Annotated in this window: 22 protein-coding genes; 6 read left to right on the top strand and 16 right to left on the bottom strand. The window is 68.8% G+C overall.

Annotation, left to right across the window (positions count from 1 at the left end; translation table 11 throughout):
* Positions 1-37 precede the first annotated feature (37 nt).
* From BCEP18194_RS12975 to BCEP18194_RS12940, 8 genes are all read right to left on the bottom strand, one after another.
* On the bottom strand, positions 38-922 hold the full coding sequence (locus BCEP18194_RS12975; RefSeq protein ID WP_041493057.1) for a MurR/RpiR family transcriptional regulator: 885 nt from the start codon (positions 920-922) through the stop codon (positions 38-40).
* A gap of 297 nt (positions 923-1,219) precedes the next feature.
* Positions 1,220-2,392, bottom strand: a complete 1,173-nt coding sequence (locus tag BCEP18194_RS12970) for a Gfo/Idh/MocA family protein (RefSeq protein WP_011351740.1) — start codon at positions 2,390-2,392, stop codon at positions 1,220-1,222.
* A gap of 53 nt (positions 2,393-2,445) precedes the next feature.
* Positions 2,446-3,372, bottom strand: a complete 927-nt coding sequence (locus BCEP18194_RS12965; protein ID WP_011351739.1) for a TIM barrel protein — start codon at positions 3,370-3,372, stop codon at positions 2,446-2,448.
* Between the two features lie 32 nt (positions 3,373-3,404).
* Positions 3,405-4,418, bottom strand: coding sequence for a Gfo/Idh/MocA family protein (locus BCEP18194_RS12960; protein WP_011351738.1), 1,014 nt, complete (start codon positions 4,416-4,418; stop codon positions 3,405-3,407).
* 59 nt (positions 4,419-4,477) lie between these two features.
* Complete coding sequence (locus tag BCEP18194_RS12955) at positions 4,478-5,389, bottom strand: sugar phosphate isomerase/epimerase family protein (RefSeq protein ID WP_011351737.1); 912 nt, start codon at positions 5,387-5,389, stop codon at positions 4,478-4,480.
* A gap of 76 nt (positions 5,390-5,465) precedes the next feature.
* Entirely contained in the window at positions 5,466-6,491 is a 1,026-nt protein-coding gene (locus BCEP18194_RS12950) for an ABC transporter permease (RefSeq protein ID WP_011351736.1), read from the bottom strand.
* Between the two features lie 26 nt (positions 6,492-6,517).
* Entirely contained in the window at positions 6,518-8,101 is a 1,584-nt protein-coding gene (locus BCEP18194_RS12945) for a sugar ABC transporter ATP-binding protein (protein ID WP_011351735.1), read from the bottom strand.
* 68 nt (positions 8,102-8,169) lie between these two features.
* Complete coding sequence (locus BCEP18194_RS12940) at positions 8,170-9,096, bottom strand: sugar ABC transporter substrate-binding protein (RefSeq protein WP_011351734.1); 927 nt, start codon at positions 9,094-9,096, stop codon at positions 8,170-8,172.
* Positions 9,097-9,413: 317 nt separating this feature from the next.
* On the opposite strand from BCEP18194_RS12940, the gene BCEP18194_RS12935 reads away from it, so the two are divergent.
* The 5 genes from BCEP18194_RS12935 (at position 9,414) to BCEP18194_RS12915 (ending at position 15,741) form a co-directional block, all read left to right on the top strand.
* On the top strand, positions 9,414-11,372 hold the full coding sequence (locus BCEP18194_RS12935) for a bifunctional 5-dehydro-2-deoxygluconokinase/5-dehydro-2-deoxyphosphogluconate aldolase (protein ID WP_011351733.1): 1,959 nt from the start codon (positions 9,414-9,416) through the stop codon (positions 11,370-11,372).
* A 40-nt stretch (positions 11,373-11,412) separates the two neighbouring features.
* Positions 11,413-13,296, top strand: coding sequence for a 3D-(3,5/4)-trihydroxycyclohexane-1,2-dione acylhydrolase (decyclizing) (iolD, locus tag BCEP18194_RS12930; protein WP_041492809.1), 1,884 nt, complete (start codon positions 11,413-11,415; stop codon positions 13,294-13,296).
* Between the two features lie 62 nt (positions 13,297-13,358).
* Positions 13,359-14,288, top strand: coding sequence for a myo-inosose-2 dehydratase (gene iolE / locus BCEP18194_RS12925; protein WP_011351731.1), 930 nt, complete (start codon positions 13,359-13,361; stop codon positions 14,286-14,288).
* Between the two features lie 60 nt (positions 14,289-14,348).
* Positions 14,349-15,164, top strand: a complete 816-nt coding sequence (iolB, locus tag BCEP18194_RS12920) for a 5-deoxy-glucuronate isomerase (protein ID WP_011351730.1) — start codon at positions 14,349-14,351, stop codon at positions 15,162-15,164.
* Positions 15,165-15,246: 82 nt separating this feature from the next.
* On the top strand, positions 15,247-15,741 hold the full coding sequence (locus tag BCEP18194_RS12915; protein ID WP_011351729.1) for a heme-degrading domain-containing protein: 495 nt from the start codon (positions 15,247-15,249) through the stop codon (positions 15,739-15,741).
* Positions 15,742-15,794: 53 nt separating this feature from the next.
* Here the strand turns inward: BCEP18194_RS12915 and BCEP18194_RS12910 are convergent, their stop codons facing one another.
* The 8 genes from BCEP18194_RS12910 to BCEP18194_RS12875 form a co-directional block, all read right to left on the bottom strand.
* The gene (locus BCEP18194_RS12910) at positions 15,795-16,541 is read right to left on the bottom strand and encodes an SDR family NAD(P)-dependent oxidoreductase (protein ID WP_011351728.1); all 747 of its coding nucleotides are present in this window, start codon (positions 16,539-16,541) and stop codon (positions 15,795-15,797) included.
* 167 nt (positions 16,542-16,708) lie between these two features.
* Entirely contained in the window at positions 16,709-17,413 is a 705-nt protein-coding gene (locus BCEP18194_RS12905; RefSeq protein ID WP_011351727.1) for an ABC transporter ATP-binding protein, read from the bottom strand.
* Complete coding sequence (locus tag BCEP18194_RS12900; protein ID WP_011351726.1) at positions 17,410-18,162, bottom strand: ABC transporter ATP-binding protein; 753 nt, start codon at positions 18,160-18,162, stop codon at positions 17,410-17,412. Before BCEP18194_RS12900 ends, BCEP18194_RS12905 begins: the two co-directional genes overlap by 4 nt.
* Positions 18,159-19,388: a branched-chain amino acid ABC transporter permease gene (locus BCEP18194_RS12895; protein WP_011351725.1), complete on the bottom strand. Its 1,230-nt coding sequence runs from the start codon at positions 19,386-19,388 to the stop codon at positions 18,159-18,161. The genes BCEP18194_RS12900 and BCEP18194_RS12895 overlap by 4 nt, the downstream gene beginning before the upstream one ends.
* On the bottom strand, positions 19,381-20,316 hold the full coding sequence (locus BCEP18194_RS12890; protein ID WP_011351724.1) for a branched-chain amino acid ABC transporter permease: 936 nt from the start codon (positions 20,314-20,316) through the stop codon (positions 19,381-19,383). Before BCEP18194_RS12890 ends, BCEP18194_RS12895 begins: the two co-directional genes overlap by 8 nt.
* 7 nt (positions 20,317-20,323) lie before the next feature.
* The gene (locus BCEP18194_RS12885) at positions 20,324-20,761 is read right to left on the bottom strand and encodes an acyl-CoA thioesterase (protein ID WP_011351723.1); all 438 of its coding nucleotides are present in this window, start codon (positions 20,759-20,761) and stop codon (positions 20,324-20,326) included.
* 139 nt (positions 20,762-20,900) lie between these two features.
* Positions 20,901-21,437: an NUDIX domain-containing protein gene (locus tag BCEP18194_RS12880; RefSeq protein ID WP_011351722.1), complete on the bottom strand. Its 537-nt coding sequence runs from the start codon at positions 21,435-21,437 to the stop codon at positions 20,901-20,903.
* 121 nt (positions 21,438-21,558) lie between these two features.
* Positions 21,559-22,812: a YbfB/YjiJ family MFS transporter gene (locus BCEP18194_RS12875; RefSeq protein ID WP_011351721.1), complete on the bottom strand. Its 1,254-nt coding sequence runs from the start codon at positions 22,810-22,812 to the stop codon at positions 21,559-21,561.
* A 123-nt stretch (positions 22,813-22,935) separates the two neighbouring features.
* Between BCEP18194_RS12875 and BCEP18194_RS12870 the strand changes: the two genes are divergently transcribed.
* A complete protein-coding gene (locus tag BCEP18194_RS12870) occupies positions 22,936-23,853 on the top strand; it encodes a LysR family transcriptional regulator (RefSeq protein ID WP_011351720.1) in 918 nt (305 codons plus the stop codon).
* Positions 23,854-23,962: the final 109 nt, after the last annotated feature.

Here is a 23,962-nt window from a genome sequence, read left to right as displayed (position 1 = left end):
CTGCGCTGTCACGCGGGCGGTGCGCCGGCAGGATGCGTCAGCCGGCCTTCGTGCCGTGCGCGCCGTCGGCGGTCGGCAGGTACGACAGTTCGAGCCGGTACGCGAGCGCGACGAACAGGCTCTGCGCAAGCCCCATCGTGGCGGTCAGTGCGCGGAAGCCGAATGTCGCGCTGTCCTGCACCATCAGCGTCACCTCGGCCTCCCGCGCCAGCGGGCTCATCCGGCTGTCGGTGATCGCGATCAGCCGCGCGCCGCGCTGCACGGCCTGCTGCGCGACCTGCACCGTTTCCTCCGCATACGGCATGAACGAGATGACGATCATCACGTCGCCCTCGCGCACCGAGCGGATCTGCCCGAGATGCATGCTGCCGAGCGCGCTGAACAGGCCGATGCGCTTGTCGGTGTGCTGCAGCGCATAGTCGAGGTACACGGCAATCGGAAACGCGCGCCGCGAACCCGCGATCCAGATCGCCTGCGTCTCGGCGAGCAGGTCGACGGCCTGCGCGAGCGCCTGCGAATCGAGCGTTTGCCGCAGCTGCTGCATCCCGGCGATGCTGCCCTTGATGAACTCGTCGGCGATCTGCTCGGGCTGCAGGCTCGACGAGCCCGCTTCGATCACGTCGCGCAGCCGCAGGTTGTACGCGCGTCCCGGCGCGATCTGCTGGGCGATCCCTTCGCGGAACAGCCGCTGCATCTCGGAGAAGCCGGAAAAGCCGAAGTGCTTCGCGAAACGCACGACGGCCGACGGCTGGACGCCGCACGCTTCCGCGAGCGACTGGATGCCTTCCAGGCCAAGCTGGTCCCGATGCGTTTCCACGTGGCGCGCAATCACCTTCAGGCGATTGCTGAGGCCGTCGTACTCCTGCGTCAGGTGCTGCAGGAACTGCTCGACGGTGGCGGGAGGTTTCTCGGATGAACTCATCGGATAGCGCGAAGTTGACGGCCCCGACGTGCGCGCGAGGTTGACGAACGCGGCCCGGGGCTCACCTGGATACATGCATGAAGGGCGAATTTAAACACGTTTGCGGCGCGGCCCGCGCCGCGTGCTCGCTCCCACGCGCTCGATCATCACTTGCCTACGCTCCACGGCAATACTGGAAGCGATTGTCCAACGCTCTCGCGGCGTCGTAAAGATTAGGGTGTCTACCAAGGCCGGCCGTCGGTGCGAAGCCTTGCGCGACGGGCGCGCAGCGCGCCTCAGCCGGCCCGTGCCGCCGGTTCAACGATAGTCGATCCACACGCCGCCGGCATCGGCGGAGCGCACGCAGTTCTCGACCCAGCGCACGCCTTCCACACCCGCGTGGACGTCCGGATAGCGGATGTTCTTCAACGCCGCGGTGTCGCCACGATCGGCCGCATCCATCGCGAGCGCGAAGCGCGCATAGAGATTCGACCAGGCCTCGAACAGCCCTTCCGGATGCCCGGCGCCGATGCGATCCTCGCGCAATGCGTGCGGATGCAGATAACCCATCCCGCGATCGAGCACCTGCGCGGGCTGCCCCTGCACTTCGTAGCGCAACTGGTTCGGATGCTCGTCCCACCACTCGACGCTCGCCTTCGAGCCGATCACGCGCACCTTCTGGCTGTGCATCGAGCCCGCGTTCACCGCGCTCGACCACACGTAGCCGACCGCGCCCGTGTCGTATTCCATGATCGTGAACGCGTTGTCTTCCAGCGGCGCGCGGCTCTTCACGAAGCTCTGCCGCGAACACATCAGGCGGCGGATCTTCAGTTCGGGCGCCATCACTTCGGAGATGTACAGCGGATGCGTGCCGATGTCGCCGAGCACATAGCTCGGGCCCGCGAACTTCGGGTCGACGCGCCAGCGCGCAGCCGCGCTCGCGGCCTCGACACCCTCGCTGTGGAACCCGTGCGCGAACTGCATCTGCACGATGCGGATCTCGCCGAGATCGCCGCGCGCGATCATCTCGCGCGCCTGTTCGATCATCTGGTGTCCGGAATAACCGTACGCGACGCCGACAATCAGATTCTTCTCGACCGACAGCCGCTCCAGCGCTTCGGCTTCCTCGGTCGTGAAGCACAGCGGCTTCTCGCACACCACGTGCAGCCCCGCGTTCAGCGCCGCGCGGCAGATCTCGAAGTGCGTGTTGTTCGGCGTCGCGATCGACACCGCGCGGATGCCGTCCGGGCGGCGCGCCTCGGCGTCGAACATCGTCGCGTAGTCGGAATAGCAGCGCTCGGCCGCGACGCCGAGCTTCACGCCGAACTGGCGGCCGCGTTCGGGGTCGATGTCGAACGCGCCGGCGACCAGCTGGAAGCTGCCGTCGCGCAACGCGGCCGACCGGTGGCTGTAGCCGATCTGGCTGCCGAGCCCGCCGCCGACCATGCCCCAGCGAATCGAATGTCCAAGCAGAATCTGTCCGTCAATCATGATGGTAGTGTTCCAGGTCCGTGTTCAGTTCAGGGGGTGCAGGGTGCGCCGCATCATGCGAAGCCGGCCGACGCGAGAAACGCGCGGCTCGCGGCGACGTCGCGCAAGCTCGTGCCGGCATTGCGCGGGTCGCGTTCCTGCTCGATCGTGATGTAGCCCGCGTAGGCGATGTCGTCGAGCGCCTGCCGGATCGACCGGTAGTCGAGCACGCCGGTGCCGATCGGGCACATCACGCCGCGCGCGCAGGCAGCGAAGAACGCGATGTGCTCGCCCATCACCGCGTCGTACACGGCCGCGTCGATGTCCTTGAAATGCACGTAGTCGAGACGCGCCGCGTGGCGGCGCAGCCAGGCCTCCGGGTCCATGCCCGAGTAGTACAGGTGGCCCGTGTCGAGACAGAGGCCGGCCGTGTCGGCCGGCACGTCGGCGACGATCCGGTCGATCTCGTCAGCGAACTCGATGTAGCCGCCCGCATGCGGATGAATCACCGTGCGCACGCCGAATTCGTCGCGTGCGATCGTCGCGATCTGCCGGATGTGCCCGACCATCGCCGCCCAGCTTTCGTCCGACAGCCGCGGCGCACGATCGCCATGACCGGCCGCGTAGTCGCGTTCCTCGTGGCCCCAGTCCATCACGACCAGGTACGGCGCCGCGTAGCGCTGGCCGTCCTGCGTCGGCAGTTTCGGCAGCCGCGTGATCAGCGCGCAGATGTCGCGCGTCTGGCGCAGCAGGTTCGGCAGATTCTCGGGCGACACCAGATCGTCGAAAATCGTGCCGGCCGTGATGCTCAGGCGCTGTCGCTCCAGCTCGGCACTCACCACGTCGAGTTCGAGCGGGATGTAGCCGTACGGCCCGAGCTCGATGCCCGAGTAGCCGGCCGAGGCAGCTTCGGCAAGCACCTGCCGCCACGGCGGCAAGTGCGGGTTCTTCACGTCGTCGACACCCCAGCAGCACGGTGCGCAACCCATCTTCATCGTCATGTCGGTCAGTCCGGCAGATAGGCGGCTGCGGTTCAGCCGCGGTAGAACGCAGGGCGTTCGGCCATCGCGATCGGCTCGACCGCCCCGCTCTTCTGCGCACGCACGCAGGCGTCGGCCGCGACCGCCGCCGCGTAGCCGTCCCAGGCCGACGGCCCGGTGAGCGCGTGCGCACGCACGCCGTCGATGAACGCCTGCAGCTCGACGTCGTACGACGCGATGAAGCGTTCCTTCCAGTCGGTCATGATCTCGACCGATTGCCGCGCCCCATGCTTGAGCCCGACAGCCGGCGGATCGGGCAGCTTCGCGATGCCCTGCTCACCCACCACCTCGCACTGGATGTCATAGCCGTACTGGCAGTTCACGAAGATCTCGACGTCGATGCGTACGCCACTCGCGGTTTCCAGCAGCACGATCTGCGGATCGGCGAGATGCGAGGATGCATGACGCGTCTTCTTCGGATAGACGACCTGCGTGCTCACGTAGTCCTCGCCGAGCAGCCAGCGCAGCACGTCGAGTTCGTGGATCAGCGTATCGGTGATCGCCATGTCGGTCGTGTAGCGCTCGCCGACCGACTGGTTGCGGTGCGCGCAATGCAGCATCAGCGGCGCGCCGATCTCGCCGCTGTCGATCACGCGCTTCAGCGCGCGATAGCCTTCGTCGTACGGCCGCATGAAGCCGACCTGCACGAGCCGCTTGCCGTGCGCGACTTCGGCTTCGACGATCCGCATGCAGCCTTCGGCCGTGACGGCGAGCGGCTTCTCGCAGAACACGGGCTTGCCGTGCGCGATCGCATCGAGCACGAACGCTTCATGCGTCGGCCCCCACGACGTGACGAGCACGGCCTGCACGTCGGCGGCCGCGACCACCTCGTGGCCGTCGCCGTAGATCTCGGCGTCGAGCCCGTACTTCGTCACCGCGTCGCGCGCCTGCTGCGGATCGATGTCGTTGACGGCCACGACACGCGCGCCGGACAGCGTGCGGGTCAGTCGGCGAATATGGTCCTGGCCGATCGCACCGCAGCCGATCACGCCGATTTGCAAGGTCATCTAAAAGTCTCCAGTCGTTCATTGGCGGTGCGGCACGCGCCGCACCGGTCAGTCATTCGTCAGCGCGCCGTGCGATCGAAATGACGATCGACGTAGCGCTGGATCGCGTCGCGCATGTAGCGCGACGACGCTTCCGCGCGGTCCTCCCACGCGAACACGCACGACGACATCACGCCGTCGAAGCCTGCCGCGCCGAGCGCGCGAAAGAACACGTCCCAGTCGATCTCGCCCTGCCCGATGTCGAGATGCTGGTGCACGCGGATCTGGTTCGAACCCGGTGGGTTCACGATGTAGCGCAGCTGGCTGCTCTTGCGGTGGTCGAAGGTGTCGGCCACGCGCACGTGTGCGAGGATCGGCGCGGCCTGCGCGATCATCGCGGCCATGTCGTCGCCGTAGTAGAACGTGTGCGGCGCGATGTACGACAGCTTCAGCGACGGCGAGCCGATATTCGTGACGATGTCCATCGCGGGCTGCAGCTGCTCGATCCAGTCCTCCGGATGCGGCTCGACCGACAGCACGATGCGTTCGCGCTCGAGGATCGGCAGCAGCTCGTCCATCGACCGGAACCACGCGGCTTCGCACAGTTCCTTCGGGTTCGCGCCCGGCCGTTCGCCGACCGAGCGCTCGGGCGACGCGCCGCGCCCGAACTCCGACACCATCAGCGCGCACTCCATCTCGACCGCCACCTCGATCGCCTTCTTCCAGCAGCGCACCGCCCATTGCCGCTCGTCCTCGAACGGGCTCGCCCAGCGGTACATCGGCTGCAGCGAAGCGAGGCCGACGCCGCTCGCGCGCATCGCCTGCCGGAACGCGGCCATCCGCTCACGCGTCGCGCGCGGCATCACCCACCAGTCGAGAAAGTCGCTGCGCGGCGACAGCTCGATCTGGTCGTAGCCGAGCTCGGCCACCGCGTGCGGCAGGCGGTCGAGCGGCAGGTGGCGAATCATGTAGGGGTCCAGCGCGATCTTCATCGAATGTCCTCGACGGTGGCGGGTGCCGGACCAAGGCGGCGGCACGTGCCGCCCTCGCCCGACGATGCTTGACGGGTCAGCGGCGCTTCTTCTTGTTGCGGTACTGGTCGGCGATCACGGCCGCGACGATGATCGCGCCCTTGACCATCTCCTGGTAATACGCGTCGATGCGGATGAACGTGAAGCCCGACGTCATCACGCCGAGGATCAGCACGCCGATCACGGTGCCCGTCACGCGGCCGAGGCCGCCCGACAGCGACGTGCCGCCGATCACGACGGCCGCGATCGCATCGAGCTCGTACATCACGCCCATGCCCGACTGGCCCGAGATCGCACGCGCGGCCGTCACGGTGCCGGCGATCCCGCTCAGGAGGCCCGCGATCGCGTAGACGAAGATCAGGTGGCGCGTGACGTTGATGCCCGACACGACAGCTGCGTGACGATTCGCACCGATCGCATACGTGTACTTGCCGAAGCGCGTGTAGCGCAGCACGACGTGGAAGATCGCGGCGATCACGAGGAAGATGATCACCGGGTTGGCGCCCGCGCCGATGGCCGCGAACTGGTCGGTCAACATCGACACCGGCATCCCGTTGGTGAACCACTTCGCAAAGCCGCGCGCGGCGACCATCGTGCCGAGCGTCGCGATGAACGGCGGGATGCCCGTCATCGCGATCAGCGAGCCGTTCAGCAGGCCGACCAGCAGCCCGACGCACACGCCGGCCAGCACGGGCCAGATGATCGGCAGGTCGGTGAGATGCGGAAACACCGCGCGCGGGAAGTCGGACACCTGCGCGAGACTCGCCGACACGACTGCCGCGGCGGCCACGACCGAGCCCGACGACAGGTCGATCCCGCTGGTGATGATCACGAGGTTCACGCCGACCGCGATGATGCCGATCACGGCCATCTGCAGCACGATGATCTCGAGCCGCTCGGTGTTGAACAGGAAGCTCTGGCCGACGACGATCCAGCCGACGATCTCGAAGAACAGGCTGATGCCGACGAGCACCAGGAAGATGCTCAGCTCGGGCGGCCACTTCGTGTGCCGCGTCTTGATGGTCATGGTCTGCGCATCCGCGACCGGGTTCATGTTGCCCATTTCCTTGTCTCCAATCTTGGTTCGGCTCAGCGCGACGCGAGATCCATGATGCGGACCTGGTCGGCGTCCTTGCGATCGACGATGCCGGTCATGCGCCCTTCGTGCATCACCATCACGCGATCGCTCATTCCCAGCACTTCCGGCATCTCCGACGAGATCATCAGCACCGCGACGCCCTTGCCGGCGAGCGCGCTGACGAGCCGGTGGATTTCGGCCTTCGCGCCGACGTCGATGCCGCGCGTCGGTTCGTCGAGGATCAGGATGCGCGGCTGCGTAAGCAGCCACCGGCCGATCAGCACCTTCTGCTGGTTGCCGCCCGACAGGTTCTGGATCTCCTCGTGCAGCCCGGGCGACTTCACGCGCAGCATCCGGCTCATTTCCTCGCAGTCGCGTTTCAGTTGCGCCTGCCGCACGAAATTAAACTTCACGTAGCGGTTGCTGAGCACCGCCGCTTCCATGTTCGCGAGCAGGTCGAGATTCAGGAAGCAGCCGGTGTCCTTGCGGTCTTCGGTGAGGAAGGCCATCCCGTGCTTCATCGCCTGCCCGGGCGTCGTGATGCGCACCGGCTTGCCGTCGATCCGGATCTCGCCCGACGTGGCCGGCACGACGCCGAACAGCGCCTCCGCGACATTCGAACGCCCCGAGCCGACGAGGCCGGCCACGCCGAGGATCTCGCCCGCGCGCAGTTCGAAACTCACGTCGCGGAACACGCCGTCGACGCCAAGGTTCTTCACCGACAGCACGACGTCGCCGATCGGCACTTCTTCCTTCGGGAACATCTGCGTGATCTCGCGCCCGACCATCATGCGGATGATGTCGTCGCGCGTGACGTCGCTCGATGCGTGCGTACCGATGTACTTGCCGTCGCGGAACACCGAGAACTCGTCGGCGATCTCGAACAGCTCGTTCATCTTGTGCGTGATGTAGACGATGCCCTTGCCCTGCTCGCGCAGCTGGCGAATGATCCGGAACAGGTGCGTGACTTCCTTGTCGGTCAGCGCGGAAGTCGGCTCGTCCATGATCAGCACGTCGGAGTCGAACGACACGGCCTTCGCGATCTCGACCATCTGGCGGCTCGCGACCGTCAGCGTGCGCACGTCGGTTTCCGGATCGATGTCGATCGACAGCCGTTCGAACAGCTCGGCCGTCTGGCGCCGCAGCGCGGCGTGATCGATCAGGCCGAAACGGTTCTTCGGTTCGCGGCGGATCCAGATGTTCTCCGCGACCGTCATGTACGGCATCAGGTTGAGTTCCTGGTGAATCATCGCGATGCCGCGGTCGAGCGCATCGAGCGGGCCGTTCAGCACGACGGGTTCGCCGTTGATCAGGATCTCGCCCTGATCGGGCGTGTAGACGCCGGCGATGATCTTCATCAGCGTCGACTTGCCCGCGCCGTTCTCGCCCATCAGCGCATGGACGGTGCCGCGGCGCACGCGGAACTGCACGCCGTCGAGCGCAACGACGCCGGGAAAGGACTTGCCGACGCCGCGTACCTCGAGCACGCAGTCGGCCGCGGAAGAAGCCGGCGGGGCCGACGAGCCGGTCGAGCCGGACGAAGCGGCCGGCGCATCGTCGCCGGCCATCGGGCGCGCGACTCTGGCTGTAAACATGGACGTTCCTCGACAAGTCGCGCGCGAACCCGGCCATGCCGGGCCCGCGCAGGTCAACGGATCACCGGTCAGTGCTTCGCGTACTGGGCCATGTTCTCGGGCGTCACCAGCTCGAACGGCACGTTCACATAGCGGTCGACGGGCTGCTTCTTCGCGAGCTTGAGCGCGGCCGCGACGGCCTGCTGGCCCTGCCCCGCTGCATTCTGGTACACCGACACCTTCAGCTCGCCGCTCTTCATCGACGCAAGGCCGTCCGGCGTCGCGTCGATGCCGGCGACGATCGTCTTCGGCGTCAGCTTGCGCGCGGCCTTCAGCGCGTTGATCGCGCCGATCGCCATCTCGTCGTTGTTGGAGATGATCGCGTCGAACTTCGTGCCGGAGCTCAGCCAGTTCATCGTGATGTCCTGGCCCTGCGTGCGGCTCCACTTGCCTTCGCGCTTGTCGACGATCTTCATGCCCGAGCAATCCTTCGTCGCGATCACGTCCTCGATGTCTTTCGTGCGGGCACGCGCCGATTCGTTGGCCAGCTCGCCCATCAGCACGAGGATGTCGCCCTTGCCGCCGAGCAGCTTGCACACCTGGCGCGCCTGCAGCGTGCCCGACTGCTTCTCGTCGGACGCGACGACCGCGACGCCGGCCGGCAGCTTGTCGAAATCGACCGGCTTGCGGTTCACGTACACGAGCGGGATCTTCGCGGCGGTCACCATCTTGGTGATCTTCGGCGTCGCGTCGGTATCGACCGCGTTCACGATGATCGCGTCGACCTTCTGCGCGATCATGTTCTGGACCTGGCTCAACTGCTTGCCGACGTCGTTGCCGCCGTCCTCGATCTGCACCGTCGCGCCGTCCTTCTTCGCTGCGTCGGTAATGCTGTTACGCAGGATGGTCAGGAACGTGTCGTCGAACGACGCCATCGTCACGCCGATCTTCTCGGCATGCGCGAGCGGCGCAGCCAGGATCGCGGCGGCCGCGACGGCCATCAGCTTGGTCTTCATGATCAATCTGTCTCCTCATCTCCGGGGGGCGGAAGACGGCGCGTTGCGCGCCGCCGGGCCGAGTCCGATCTGGTCCGATCGGGACTGAAGCATCCGGATGAAACTGTAGATCACTTCCTCGAAATTTTGGAAATTTATTTCTACGTGATTTCACCTAGGGAACTGGATTTCCAAAAAGTCTAGACTCCGTTCCGTAGCCCGATTCCTTGCGGCAGGCAGTCCCACGTCGTGCAGTACACGGTGCGGATCGTCTCCAGAGGTTCGGTCCCCTAATCCGCCGGCATCGCCGAACGCCGGCCGCGAGCGTGACACGTGATATGAGCCTGCTGAACTTTCCGAGTGACCGCCCCATCGATCTCGCCTGCCTCGGCCGCGTGGCCGTGGATCTCTATGCGCAGCAGTACGGCAGCCGCCTGGAGGACGCGCGCAGCTTCCAGATGTATCTCGGCGGCTCGTCCGGCAACGTCGCGTTCGGCGTGGCCCGGCTGGGGCTGAAGACCGCGATGATCTCGCGCGTCGGCGACGAGCAGATGGGCCGCTTCCTGCGCGAGACGCTCGAGCGCGAAGGCTGCGACACGAGCCAGCTGCAGACCGACCGCGAGCGCCTCACCGCGCTGGTGCTGCTCGGGCTGAAGGATCGCGACACGTTCCCGCTGCTGTTCGTGCGCGAGAACTGCGCGGACATGGCCGTGCGTGCCGACGAGATCAGCGAGGACTTCATCGCCGGCTGCCGCGCGCTCGCGATCACCGGCACGCACCTGTCGACGCCGGGTACGCGCGAAGCGTCGCTGACCGCACTCGGTTATGCGCGCCGCCACGGCGTCGTGCGGATTCTCGACATCGACTACCGGCCCGTGCTGTGGGGGCTGACCTCACGTGGCGCGGGCGAAAACCGCTACGTGCCGGACGCGCAGGTAACGCGGCAGCTGCAGCAGGTGCTCGGCGAATTCGACCTGCTGGTCGGCACCGAGGAAGAATTCCTGATCGCGGGCGGCGTGCCGCACGACGTGATCGGCTCGTTGCAGGCGGTACGCAAGATCACGAACGCGACGCTGGTCGTCAAGCGCGGCGCGCTCGGCTGCTGCGTGATCGAGGGCGACATTCCCGCCCGCATCGACGATGCGCCGACCTTCCTCGGCGAACGCGTCGAGGTGCTCAACGTGCTCGGCGCGGGCGACGCGTTCCTGTCAGGCCTGCTGTCGGGGCTGCTGCGCGGCCGCGACTGGGCCGAGTCGACGCGCATCGCGAACGCGTGCGGCGCGATCGTCGTGTCGCGCCACGCGTGTTCGGCCGCGATGCCGACGCCGGCCGAACTCGCGCACTGGTTCGACGGCAGCCGCAATCCGGTGGTCGACGCCGACCACACGCTCGCGCACCTGCATCGCGTGACGGTGCCGCGCCGCGAATGGGACGACCTGTGCGTGATGGCGTTCGACCATCGCAGCCAGTTCTACGAACTTGCGGTGCAGGCCGGCGCGGACGAAGCGCGGATCAAGACGCTGAAGCGCCTGCTCGTGCGCGCGGTCGAACAGGTCGAGCGCGATCGTCATATCGAAGGCCACGTCGGCGTGCTGATCGACGGCGGCGGCTACGGCAGCGACGCGCTTGCGTCGGCGACCGGACGCGGCTGGTGGGTCGGCCGCCCGGTCGAGCTGCCGGGCTCGCGGCCGCTGCGTTTCGACGAAACGCGCTCGGTCGGCTCGTCGCTCACGCACTGGCCGACCGAACAGGTCGTGAAGTGCCTCGTGCACTATCACCCGGACGACCAGGTCGACCTGCGCGTCGAACAGGAGCAGCGCGTGCTGGAACTGTGGGAAGCCACGCGCGCCAGCGGCAATGAGTTGCTGCTGGAAATGATTCCGCCGCGCGCGGTTACGCCGGCCGGCACCGAAGACGACGCGGTGCTGCGCACGATCGCGCGCTTCTACAACCTCGGCGTGATGCCCGAATGGTGGAAGCTCACGCCGCTGAGCGCCGACGGCTGGACGCGACTTGCCGCGCTGATCGCCGAGCGCGATCCGCACTGCCGCGGCGCCGTGATCCTCGGGCTGAACCAGCCGCTGCAATACCTCGTCGACAGCTTCCGCTCGGCGACCAACCCGATCGTCAAGGGCTTCATGGTCGGGCGCACGCTGTGGGCCGATGCGTCGCTGAACTGGTTCGCCGGCCGGATCGACGACCAGGCGCTGATCGACGAAGTCGCCGGCAACTTCGCGCAACTGGTCGACGCGTGGCTCGGCCGCCGTGCCGCGGCCGCCCGCGCCGCCGCGGCCTGACGCGACGCCTGCGATGACCCATTCCTCTTCACCGACCGACATGACCTCTACCGTGAGACTGACCGTCAGCCAGGCGCTCGTGCGCTACCTGGCCGCCCTGCGCGCCGAAGTCGTCCAGCCCGACGGCCGCACCGAGATCCTGCCGTACTGCGGCGGCGTGTTCGCGATCTTCGGCCACGGCAACGTGGCCGGGCTCGGCGAGGCGCTGCACGCGGAAAAAGACCGCCTGCCGACCTTCCGCGCGCACAACGAGCAAGGGATGGCCAATGCGGCCGTCGCGTTCGCGAAAGCGAATTTCCGCCAGCGGATGATGGCCGCGACGTCGAGCATCGGCCCCGGCGCGACCAACATGCTGACGTCGGCCGCGATCGCGCACGTCGGCCGGCTGCCGTTGTTGCTGCTGCCCGGCGACGTGTTCGTGTCGCGGCTGCCCGACCCCGTGCTGCAGCAGGTCGAGGATTTCGAACAGGGCGACGTCAGCGCGAACGACTGCTTCCGGCCGGTGACACGCTACTTCGACCGGATCACGTCGCCCGAGCAGTTGCTCGTCGCGCTGCCGCGTGCGATCCAGGTGATGACCGACCCCGCGCAATGCGGCCCCGTGTGCCTCGCGCTGCCGCAGGACGTGCAGACCTTCGCGTTCGACTGGCCCGAGGATTTCTTCGCGCCGCCGGTGATCCGGATGCGCCGGCCGCCGGCCGACGCGCTCGAACTCGCCGATGCGCTCGACATGCTGAAGGCCGCGAAGAAACCGCTGATCGTCGCGGGCGGCGGCGTGCTGTACAGCCAGGCATGGGACGCGCTGCGTGCGTTCGCCGATACGCATGGCGTGCCGGTCGCCGAATCGCAGGCCGGCAAGGGCAGCCTCGCGTGGGACCATCCGCTGAATCTCGGGTCGATCGGCGTGACGGGCTCGCCTGCCGCGAACCGTGCGGCCGCGCAGGCCGACGTGGTGTTCGCAGTCGGCACGCGGCTGCAGGATTTCACGACCGGCTCGCATGCGCTCTACGGCAACGCGACGCTGTTGAGCCTGAACGTGCAGCCGTTCGACGCGGGCAAGAAACGCGGCCGTCAACTGGTGGCCGATGCGCGCACGGGCCTCGGCCAGCTGTCGGCCGCACTGGCCGGCTGGCAGGCCGACCCGGCATGGACCGCAAGCAACCGCGACCAGGCCGCCGCATGGAATGCGCGCGTGACCGAACTCACGACGCGCGTGCCGAAAGACACGCTGCCGTACGACGCGGAAGTGATCGGCGCGGTGCGCGATTCCGCAACCGACGCGGGACTCGACAGCGCGCGCGACGACCTCGTCGTATGCGCGGCCGGTACGCTGCCGGCCGAGCTGCACAAGCTGTGGCGCAGCGGCGTGCCGGGCAACTACCACATGGACTATGCGTACTCGTGCATGGGCTACGAAGTCGCGGGCGGCCTCGGCGCGAAGCTTGCGCGGCCCGAGCGCGAAGTGATCGTGATCGTCGGCGACGGCTCGTACATGATGCTCAACGCGGAACTCGCGACGTCGGTGATGCTCGGCCGCAAGATCATCGTCGTGATCCTCGACAACCGCGGCTACGGCTGCATCGAGCGGCTGCAACTGAATTGCGGTGGCGCGAGCTTCAACAACATGCTCGACGACTGCGTGCCGGAGGGCGGCGAGCGCTCGACGATCGATTTCGCGATGCATGCGCGTGCGATGGGCGCCGAAGCCGTGCACGTGCGCGACATCGGCGAGCTGCGCAGCGAGATGAAGCGCGCCCGCGCGGCAAAGACGAGCCAGGTGCTCGTGATCGACACCACGCACCAGCGCACGACCGACGACGGCGGCGCGTGGTGGGAGGTCGCGGTGCCGCAAGTATCCGAACGCGCCGGCGTCGACGCAGCACACCGCGCGTATCTCGATGCGAAGACCCGGCAGCGGCGTTGATCGCGCGCACTTGCCCACGAACCCTCCCCGCAAAAAACATAGTCGAACCAAGGAACCCCGTCATGAGCTGGAACGTCCGCATCGGTATCAATCCCCTGTCGTGGATGAACGACGACCTGCCGTCGCTCGGCGGCGAGACGCCGCTCGAAACAGCGCTGAAGGAAGGCGCCGAAATCGGCTACGCGGGCTTCGAGCTCGGCAACAAGTTTCCGAAGACGGGCCCCGAGCTGAAGGCGAAGCTCGCCGAGTTCGGCCTCGTGTGTGTGTCCGGCTGGTATTCGGGCTTCCTCGCCGAAGTCGCGCCGGGCATGAGCGACGCCGATGCGCTCGCCGCGGAGATCGAGCGCTGCCGCGCGCACATGACGAAGCTGCAGTACAACGACGTGAAGGTGGTGGTCTACGGCGAATGCGCGGGGACGATCCAGGGCAACATCGACACGCCGGTCGCGAAGCGGCCGCGCTTCGTCGACGACGCAGCCTGGCGGCGCTACGCGGCGCGCCTCGACGCATTCGGCGCGCACCTGCTCGACACGTACGGCATCAAGCTCGCCTACCATCACCACATGGGCGCGTACGTCGAGTCGCCCGACGACGTCGACCGGCTGATGGCGCTCACCGACCCGGCGAAGGTGTTCCTGCTGTTCGATACCGGCCACGCGTATTTCGGCGGCGCGGCCGACCCGGTCACGCTGTTGAAGAAGCATGTATCGCGGGTCGTCCACGTGCATTGCAAGGACGTGCGGGCGCAGGTCGTCACGCAGGCGCGCAATGACGGCTGGAGCTTCCTGAACGGCGTGATCAACGGCACCTTCACGGTGCCGGGCGACGGTGCGCTCGATTACGACGCGACGCTGCGCACGCTGAAGGACGCCGGCTACGAAGGCTGGCTCGTCGTCGAGGCCGAGCAGGATCCGGCCGTCGCGCCGAGCTATGCGTATGCGAAGAAGGGCTACGAATCGCTGCGCGCGATCGTCGACCGGTTGAGCGCGTGAGCGCGTGAACGCATGAACGCATGAACGCATGAGCCCTACTCTATTGCGGAGCCCCACCCCATGACGATTTCTCCCCTGCTGGTCAAGGCCTCGGCCGACCGCGAGATCTGCAACGTCACGCCCGAGTCGGCCGGCTGGAAGCACGTCGGTTTTCGGGCACTGCGCCTGAAGGCCGGCGACACCGAAACGCTCGACACCGGCGCGCGCGAGCTGTGCGTCGTCGTGCTCACCGGCACGGTGCGCGCGGAGGTCGACGGCAACACCTACGATGCGCTCGGCAAGCGCGACAGCGTCTTCGAGGACGTGTCGCCGGACGCGCTGTACATCCCGGGCGGCAAGACGGTCACGCTGGTCGCGACGCGCGATGCGGAAATCGCGCTGTGCACCGCGCCGTACGCGAGCGGCGACAAGCCCGTGCAACGCCTCGACGGCGAACGGATGCGCCGTTCGGTACGCGGGCAAGGCACCAACACGCGCTACGTGTGCGACATCCTGATGGGCGACAACCCGGCGGCCGACCGGCTGCTCGTCGTCGAGGTCGTCACGCCGGCCAGCCATTCAAGCAGCTATCCGCCGCACAAGCACGATCGCGACGCGGCGCCGGAAGAAACGTCGCTCGAGGAAACCTACTACCACCGGATCGATCCGCCGCAGGGTTTCGCGTTCCAGCGCGTGTACACGGACGACCGCAGCCTCGACGAAGCGTGCGCGGTCGAGGACCACGACGTCGTGATGGTGCCGCGCGGCTATCACCCGGTCGTCGCACCGCACGGCTACAACCTGTACTACCTGAACGTGATGGCCGGGCCGAGCCGCGCGTGGGCGTTCAAAAACGACCCCGCGCACGAGTGGATGCTCGACGCACCGAAGCGCTGATGGAACGACGGGCCCGCGCGCGGCCCGTGACGATGCGACGCCCGGCACGCGCACCCAGAGCCGGCGACGCCACGGAGCCGCCATGGTGACGACCCTCTTTCGCCTCGAACCCCACTCCTTCGACGACGACGCGTCGAACCCGGCGCTGCCGCGCTTCGATGCGGCCATCGCTCGCCGGATGGGTGAAATCGCTGTCAACCTTGCCTCGCGCCGCGGGCTGCCGATCGCGGTGAGCATCGTCGGCGAGCAGGCGCCGCTGTTCTACTGCGCGCTCGACGGCAGCCACGCTGGCGACAGCGACGCGATCCGCCGGCGGCAGAACACGGTATTGCGCTTCGGCCTGAGTTCGCTCGCGGTCGGCGAGCGCTTTCGACGCGCCGGCTGGTCGCTGCAGTCGCAGGGGCTGTCGGATGACGACTATGCGCTCGACGGCGGCGGTGTGCCGTTGCGGATCGCCGGCACCGGCATCGTCGGCGCGATGACGATCGCGGGGCTCGACTCGGCGCACAATCACGCGCTCGTCGTCGAGAGCCTGCAGTGGCACGTCGGCCGTTACGCACTCGCGATGCACGCGTAACGAAACGGGCGGCACGACCGGCGCGGGCGCGCCGCCGCACCGCCCTTGCCGGATCAGTTCAACCCGCCGCTCACGACGAGATGCTCGCCGGTCATCCAGCGTGCATCGTCCGATGCGAGGAACACGGCCACCGACGCGATGTCGTCCGGTTCGCCGAGACGGCCGAGCGGCGTCTCGCTGCGCACCTGCTTGTCGAGATCGGAACCGATGATGCCCGCGCTGTGCGTGCCTTCGGTCACGATCATCCCCGGGTTGATCGCGTTCACGCGAATCTTGCGCGGGCCGAGTTCGAGCGCGAGCACGCCGGTGATCGCATCGACAGCGCCCTTGGTGCCGCTGTACACGGCGCTCGCGGGCGGCGTGATGCTGGTCACCACCGAGCTGATGTTGACGATGCTCGCGCCTTCGCCGAGATGCTTGACGGCTGCCTGGGTCATCAGCAGCACGCCGAACACGTTCGTGTCGAACTGGCGGCGGTAATGTTCTTCCGTGATCGCCTCGATCGCGCCGAATTCGTACACGCCGGAATTGTTGACGAGCACGTCGAGACGCCCGTACGTGTCGATCGCGGTATCGACGATGCGCTGTGCATCGGCCGCCTTCGACACGTCGCCGCCAACCGCAACCGCACGGCCACCGGCTTCGACGATCGCGCTGACGACCGCGTCGGCGCCCGCCTTGCTGCTCGCGTAGTTGACCACGACCGACGCGCCTTCCGCGGCCAGCGCCTTCGCGATCGCCGCGCCGATGCCCTTCGATCCGCCCGTGACGATCGCTACCTTGTTTGCCAGCTTGCTCATGATCTCATTCCTCAGTCAGAAGACTCTCGATGGATGGTGCCGGTTGCCGGGTTGTTGCGTCGATGCGCAACCGGTATGGCTGGAAATTTACTGTGCGCTGCGGCGGCGATAAAGCGGCTCGACACGAATTGACTGGCGGAGTTTTCCGAACAATCGCACGCGTGCCGTCAGCCGGCGCTCAGCCATGCGTTCGCGACACCGCCGCCCAGGCCGTCGAGTGCACCGTCGTAGACGATCCGTCCGCGCCCCATGACCGCGACGCGCCGCGCGAGCCTTGGCGCGAACTGCAGCCGCTGCTCGATCAGCACGATCGCGACACCGTCGGCCTGCAGCGCGGCGAGGCATGCGCCGACTTCGTCGACGGCTAGCGGCGCGAGCCCTTCGGCCGGTTCATCGACGATCAGCACGCGCGGGCGGCCGGCCAGCGCCCGCACCAGCGCAAGCACCTGCTGCTCGCCGCCCGACAGCCGCCCCGCCTTCACGTCCGCGCGCGCGGCCAGCAACGGAAAGCGGTCGAACAGCCGTTCGAGCGCCGTGTGCTCGGCCGCGCCGCTGGCGCCGCGCAGCCCGAGCCGCAGGTTGTCACGCACCGTCAGCAGCGGGAATACGTCGCGGCTTTCGGCAACGTAAGCCACGCCGCGCCGCGCGATCTCGAACGTGCGTGCGCCCACGCATTCGGCGCCGCCGATGCGCACCGAGCCTGCCGTGCGCACGAGCCCCATCACGGCCTTCGCGAGCGTCGAGCGCCCCGAACCGTTGCGGCCGAGCAGCGCGAGCGTCTCGCCGGGCGCCAGCGCGAGATCGACGCCGTCGAGCACGGGTTGCAGCCCGTACCATGCGCGCAGGTCGCGAATGTCGAGCAACGCGCTCATGGGCCGCCCTCGCCGAGATAGGCGGCACGCACGGCCGGATCGGTGCGGATCGCATCGGGCGCGCCGGTCGCGACCACCGTGCCGCGCACGAGCACCGTGATGCGTTCGGCGAAGCCGAACACCGCATCCATGTCGTGCTCGATCAGCAATACCGTGCGGCCCTGCGTCGTCGCACGAATCAGCGCGATCATCCGCGCCGCCTGCGCACGGCTCATGCCGGCCGTCGGCTCGTCGAGCAGCAGCGTGCGCGCGCCGCTCGCGAGTGCGATCCCGAGATCGAGCGCGCGCTGTTCCGCGTAGCTCAGCTCGGCGGCCGGCGTGTCGCGGTGTGCATCGAGGCCGATGTCGTGCAGCACGCGCTCGGCCGCGAGATCGACCGACGCCGATTCGCGCAGCCGGTTCCACCAGCGCCGCCGTTCGGCCGGCGCATGCAGCGCCGCGCAGCGCAGGTTGTCGAACACCGTCAGCCGCGCGAACGCACTCGTCTGCTGGAAACTGCGGCCGATGCCGAGCCGGCTCGCGACGACCGGCCCGCGCCCGCGCAGCTCGACGCCGTGCAGCACGACGCGCCCGCGCGTGGGCCGCACCGCACCGGCGATCACGCCGAACAGCGTCGACTTGCCCGCGCCGTTCGGCCCGATCAGCGCATGACGCTCGCCGGCCGCAATGCTCAGCTCGACGCCGTCGAGCACCGTCTGCGCGCCGAAGCGCTGCACCACACCGTGAAGCGCGATCGCGTTGCCGTTCATCGCCCGTCCTCCCGCTTGCCGGCCTGCCCGCCCGGCACGAGCCGCGCGCGCCAGCCCCACAGCAGCGTGCCGATGCCGAATGCGGAGCACGCGACGGCCCAGCCGGCCGGCGTATCGGCGTCGATGCTCCAGGCGCCGAACGCGAAGCCCGCGCCGTCGTCCTGCGCGAAGCGCCACGCATAGCCGAGCTCGGCCGCGCAGACCAGCGCGACGCCCCAGAACACGCACGCACCGACCGCGCACAGCATGCGCCACCGTTCGGCCGCCGGCGCGCCGCGCCGCCATGCCTGCGCGAGCGCTTGCGCGATCCCGGCGATGCCGCGCGGCGCGGCCACGACGATCACGACGAACAGCACGCCGAGATACAGCGCCCACGCGCGCGACACGCCCGCGACGACGATGCTCAGCGCGGTCAGCACGGCCGCGCCGGCCGCCGGCCCGAAGAACGCGCCGGTGCCGCCGATCACCGCGGCGATCAGCACGGTCGCCGAACGCGCCATCGATACGCTGTCGGGCGTCGCGATTTCGACGTCGATCAGCGTCAGTGTGCCGGCGACGCCGGCGAAGAACGACGCGCAGGTGACCATCGCGAGCCGCACGCGGCGCGGATCGGTGCCGAGCGCGGCGACGCGCACGGGGTTGTCGCGCACGGCATTCGCGAGCCGCGCGAGCGGCGTGCGCGTCAGCGCGTGCATCGCCCATGCCGATGCGAGGCACCACGCAGCGATCACCGCATACGCCTGGACGGGTGCGCCGAAATGCCAGCCGCCCCACGGTGTGCCGCTCGCGCGGTCGATCGGCACACCGCCGATCCCGCCGAACCAGGCGGGCACGCTCCACGCGGCGGCGGCGACGCATTCGCCGAGCCCGAGCGTGATCATCGCGAACGCGGTGCCCGCGCGGCGCGTCGCGAGCAGCCCGGCGGCGAAGCCGAAACCGGCGCCGGCCACGCCGCCGACGAGCGGCAACAGCGGCAGCGGGCCGCCAAAGTGGTTGAACCAGTGTGCGGCCGCGAACGCACCGAGGCCCGCGAACGCCGCGTGCCCGAACGACAGCAGCCCGGTCGTGCCGAGCTGCAGGTTGTACGACAGTGCGAGCACGACGAGCGCGGCCGTCTGCGCGAGATAGCCGAGCACCGCGCCATGCGGCCACAGCCACGCGGGCAGCGCGACGCATGCGGCGAACAGGGACCAGCGCGCGACGCCGGCGAGCGTACGGTTACGCATCGGCACGCTCGCCGAACAGCCCGCGCGGTCGCGCGACCAGCACCACGACGAGCAGCAGGTACGGCACCAGCGGCGCAAGCTGCGCGATCGACACCGCGGCCACGCTGTCGGGCAGCGCGATGCCGGCCCATTCCGTGAGGTCGCGCAGCGACGTGTCGCTCGCGGCCGCGAAGGTCTGCGCGAAGCCGACCGCGAGCGACGCCGCGAATGCGCCGCCGAGCGAGCCGAGCCCGCCGATCACGACGACCGCGAACACGACCGACCCGACGGTTTCGGCCAGCGCGGGTTCGATCACCGCGAGCGGCGCGCCGATCACGCCGGCCAGCGCCGCGAGCGCGGTGCCCGCGCCGAACAGCGCCGTCATCACGCGCGGCACGTCGTAGCCGAGCGCCTCGACGGCCGCACGGTGCGTGAGCGCCGCGCGCACGACGAGCCCGATGCGCGACGCGCGCAGCAGCGCGCCAAGCGCGACCAGCATCGCCGTGGACATCCCCATCATGAACAGCCGGTAGCGCGGCAGCGCGAGGCCGAATACGGTCACGGGCGCGCCGTCGAACAACGCCGGCACGGGTGCCGGCAGCGGCGCGAGGCCCCACACGAGTTTCGCGCCCTCGCCGATCAGGTACGCGAGGCCGAAGGTCAGCAGCAGTTCGCTCGTATGGCTGCGCGCCTGCACGCGGCGCAGCAACATGCGTTCGCAACCGGCGCCGAGCAGCCCGACCGCGAGCGGCGCGAGCACCAGCGCGGGCCAGAAGCCCGCGCCGGCCGCGATGCTGTAGCCGACATAGGCGCCGAGCATGTAGAAGCTCGCATGCGCGAAATTGAGCACGCCCTGCACGCTGAAGATCAGCGTGAGTCCGGCCGACAGCATGAACAGCAGCAAGCCGTAGCTGAGGCCGTTGAAGGCCTGGAGCGCGAACGCGTGCACTGCGAAGTCAGGCCGCGAGCGGCTCGAGCGCGGCGCGCAGCGCGTCGGGCAGCGGCACCGGCCGGCGCGTGGCGCGATCGACGTACACGTGCACGAAATGCCCCTGCGCGGCGGGCGACGCGTCGCCCTGTGCGAACAGCCCGACCTCGTAGCGCACGCTCGACGTGCCGAGCTTCACGACCCGCAGCCCGGCATCGACCGACTGCGGGAACACGAGCGGCGCGAAGTAGTTGCACTGCGTCTCGACCACGAGGCCGATCGTCTGCCCGTGCTCGACGTCGAGCGCGCCCGCGCGGATCAGGTATTCGTTCACGACCGTGTCAAAGTAGCTGTAGTACACGACGTTGTTCACGTGCCCGTAGACGTCGTTGTCCATCCAGCGGGTCGTGATCGGCAGGAAGTGGCGATAGGCGTCGCGCGGACGCGGTTGCGGCTTGTCGGACATGGCGATGGCGGTCAGGACGATGGAAGCGATGAGGACGACGCGCGGCGGCCGCGGGACACGGCGCACCGGCAAGAAGCGGAACGCCGCGCCGCGATCGCTCGCGGCACGGCGGATGCAGCCCTGCTGACGGGCCGGTCCGTCACTGCCCCGGCCGGTCGACGAATTCGAAATCGAGGCCGCGCGCACGCATCCAGTCGGCGAGCGCGATGCCCGTGCCGGCGCGCCACGGGCGCAGCAGCGGCGGATCGACGAGCTTGTATTCGAGCAGTTCCGGCGAGAGCGCGACCGTGCCCGATGCACGCACGTGGTACGCGATGATCAGCTCGTTCTTGCGGATGAATTCGTAGACGCCGACGAGCGACACCTGCTCGGCCTTCAGCGCCGTTTCCTCGAACACCTCGCGCGCGATGCCGTCCTCGGGCGTCTCGCCGTTCTCGAGGAAGCCGGTGATCAGCGCGAACATGCCTTCGGGCCAGGCCGCGTTGCGCGCGAGCAGGATCTTGCCGTCGAGCTCGACGATCGCGGCGACGACGGGCAGCGGGTTGTTCCAGTGGACATAGCCGCAGCTGTCGTCGGGGCACGCCTGGCGAATGCGGCCGCCTTCATGGTCGGGATCGGCGCGCTCGGTGAGCGGGCTCGCGCAGCGCGGGCAAAAGCGGTAATCGGCGGTGGTCATCGATGGAGATCTGGCAGGCGCCGGACGGCCGCCAGCCGGCTGCCCGCGCACCCGCTCGGCGCGGGAAAGGCTTCATTCTAGCGAGTTTGCCCGTGCCGCAGACGATCCGGCCCCGCCGAAATCAGGGTTGCAGGCGCCTTCGTGCGGCGGTCGCCGCGAAGCCGGCGGCGCCCAGCAGCAGCGCGGCTACCGCAACCCACAGCGCGGGGGAAAACGACCCGAAGCGCGCGGCCAGCGGCGCCGCGACGAGCGGGCCGAGAATCTGCCCGACCCCGTACGACGCGGTCGCATAGCCCATCAGCCCGGCGGCCCGCTCGCCGTGCAAACGCCGCGCCTCGCGCATCGCGAACAGCGTGATCGCGGTGAACGGCAGGCCGAGCAGCGCGCTGCCGATCGAGAAGCCGGCCGCGTTCGGCCACACGATCCCGGCGGCGATGCCGAGCGCCTGCGTCGCGCAGCCGGCGGCCAGCAGCAGCCGGTTGTCCCAGTGGCCGGGCAGTCGCGCGGCGGTAATCGCGCCGACGATCAGCGCCGCGCCGAACATCGGCCAGAACAGGTCGGGCCACGGCGAACCGGCCGGCAGCGCGGCGCGCGCGATCACCGGCAGGAACGTCGCGGTGATGATGTAGCCGAAGCCCGGCATGCCGTACAGCACGACGAGCCACGCGGCGTCCGCGTGATGGCGGCGCGTCTCGGCCGGCATCGTCGCGGTTGCGGCGGCCGCGTGCGACGCGGCACCGCCCGCCGGCACGGCTTGCGCCGGGGCAACTGCAAACGTGCGCCAGATCACGACAGACAGCACGGCCGACAGCGCCGCGAACCCCAGCCAGCCCGACGCAGCGCGCTGGCCGGCCAGCGCGCTGCCGATCAGCCCCGTCACCACGATGCCGACGCCGGGCCCCGCGTAGATCACCCCGCTCCACTCCGGCGCATGCAGTTCGGCCAGGCGCCGCAGCCCCCATTGCGACACGAACACGAACGTCCACGCGCTGACGACGCCGGCCACGAAGCGCACCGCGAGCCACACGGGCAGCAGATGGCCGACACCCATCGCGGCGGTGAGCAGCACGGTGGCCACGAGCCCGATGCGCACCATGCGCGCGGGCGCCACCCGCAGCGCGGCGCAACTGACCGCGCCGACGAAGTAGCCCGCGTAGTTCGCCGACGCGAGCCAGCCGCCGGCCTTCAGGCCGATCGAACCGTCCGCGAGCATCAGCGGCAACAAGGGCGTGAACGCAAAGCGGCCGACACCGAGCACGACCGCGAGGCCGACCATGCAGGCCAGTGCGGCCGTGCGGGCGCGGCGGTCGGCATCATCGACGGGAGACGCGCCGGCGGCGGCAGTCGGGGCGATCGGGGCGTTCGAGCGGGACATGGCGGCATGGGCAGGCGTTTAACGCGCCGGCCGGATCGGAAACCGGAATGCTTCCATCCTAGCTTGACCAAACGTTCTTGAGAAATGAATAATTAAGAATCCACCCATCGCTCGGAGAGAATCATGGACCTGGCGGCACTGGCGATTTTCCGGGCCGTGGTGCGCGAGAACGGCGTGACGCGCGCGGCGGCCAAGCTCAATCGCGTGCAGTCGAACGTCACGACGCGCATCAAGCAGCTCGAGGAAGAGCTCGGTGCGGCGCTGTTCGTGCGCGACGGCCGCCGGCTCGTGCTGACGCCGGCCGGGCACACGCTGCTGCCGTATGCGGAGCGCCTGCTCGCGCTCGCCGACGAGGCACGCGACGCGGTACGCGAGGACACGCCGCGCGGTCGGCTGCGGCTCGGCACGATGGAGAGCACGGCTGCGAGCCGCCTGCCGACCGTGCTCGCGCGCTATCACGACGCGTGGCCCGACGTGTCGCTCGAACTGCTGACGGGCACGACGGGCTGGCTGATCGACCGCGTGCGCGACTTCGAGATCGACGCCGCGCTGTTCGCGCGCCCGCCCGCGCCGGACACGCTGCCCGACACGTTCGAGACGGTACCGGTCTTCCGCGAAAACCTGGTGCTGCTCACCCCACGCGGCCACCCGCCGGTGCGCACGCCGCGCGACGTGATCCTGCCGACGCTGATCGCATTCGAGCGCGGCTGCACGTATCGCAAGTACGTCGAGCAGTGGTACGCGGCGCATGGCGTCAAGCCGGCGCGCGTGCTCGAACTCGGGTCGTATCACGCGATCGTCGCGTGCGTCGCGGCGGGTGCCGGCATCGCGGTCGCGCCGCGTTCGGTGCTCGACCTGCAGCCCGAGACCGGCAACATCACCGCGCACGTGATCCCCGAACTGGAAGGCATCGATACGCTGCTCGCGTGGCGGCAGGGCTATGCATCGGCGGCGCTGGCCGCGTTACGCGATGCGTTGAGCGACGCGGCCGCACGGCAGCCGGACGGTGCGGCGCAGCCGCCGGCCACCGTGCCGGCCTGAATCGTCGGGCCGCCGGCATTCATTGTTCCGGCGTACCAGCAAAAAGACCCGACCGGCATGTGCCGATCGGGTCTTTTTCATTTCACGCGATGCCGTAACGAGACGGCAT

Origin of the sequence: Burkholderia lata, assembly GCF_000012945.1 — a bacterium.
GTDB lineage: Bacteria > Pseudomonadota > Gammaproteobacteria > Burkholderiales > Burkholderiaceae > Burkholderia > Burkholderia lata.
The sequence above is the reverse complement of the archived record's forward strand: the minus strand, read 5'-3'. Positions and strand labels throughout refer to the sequence as shown.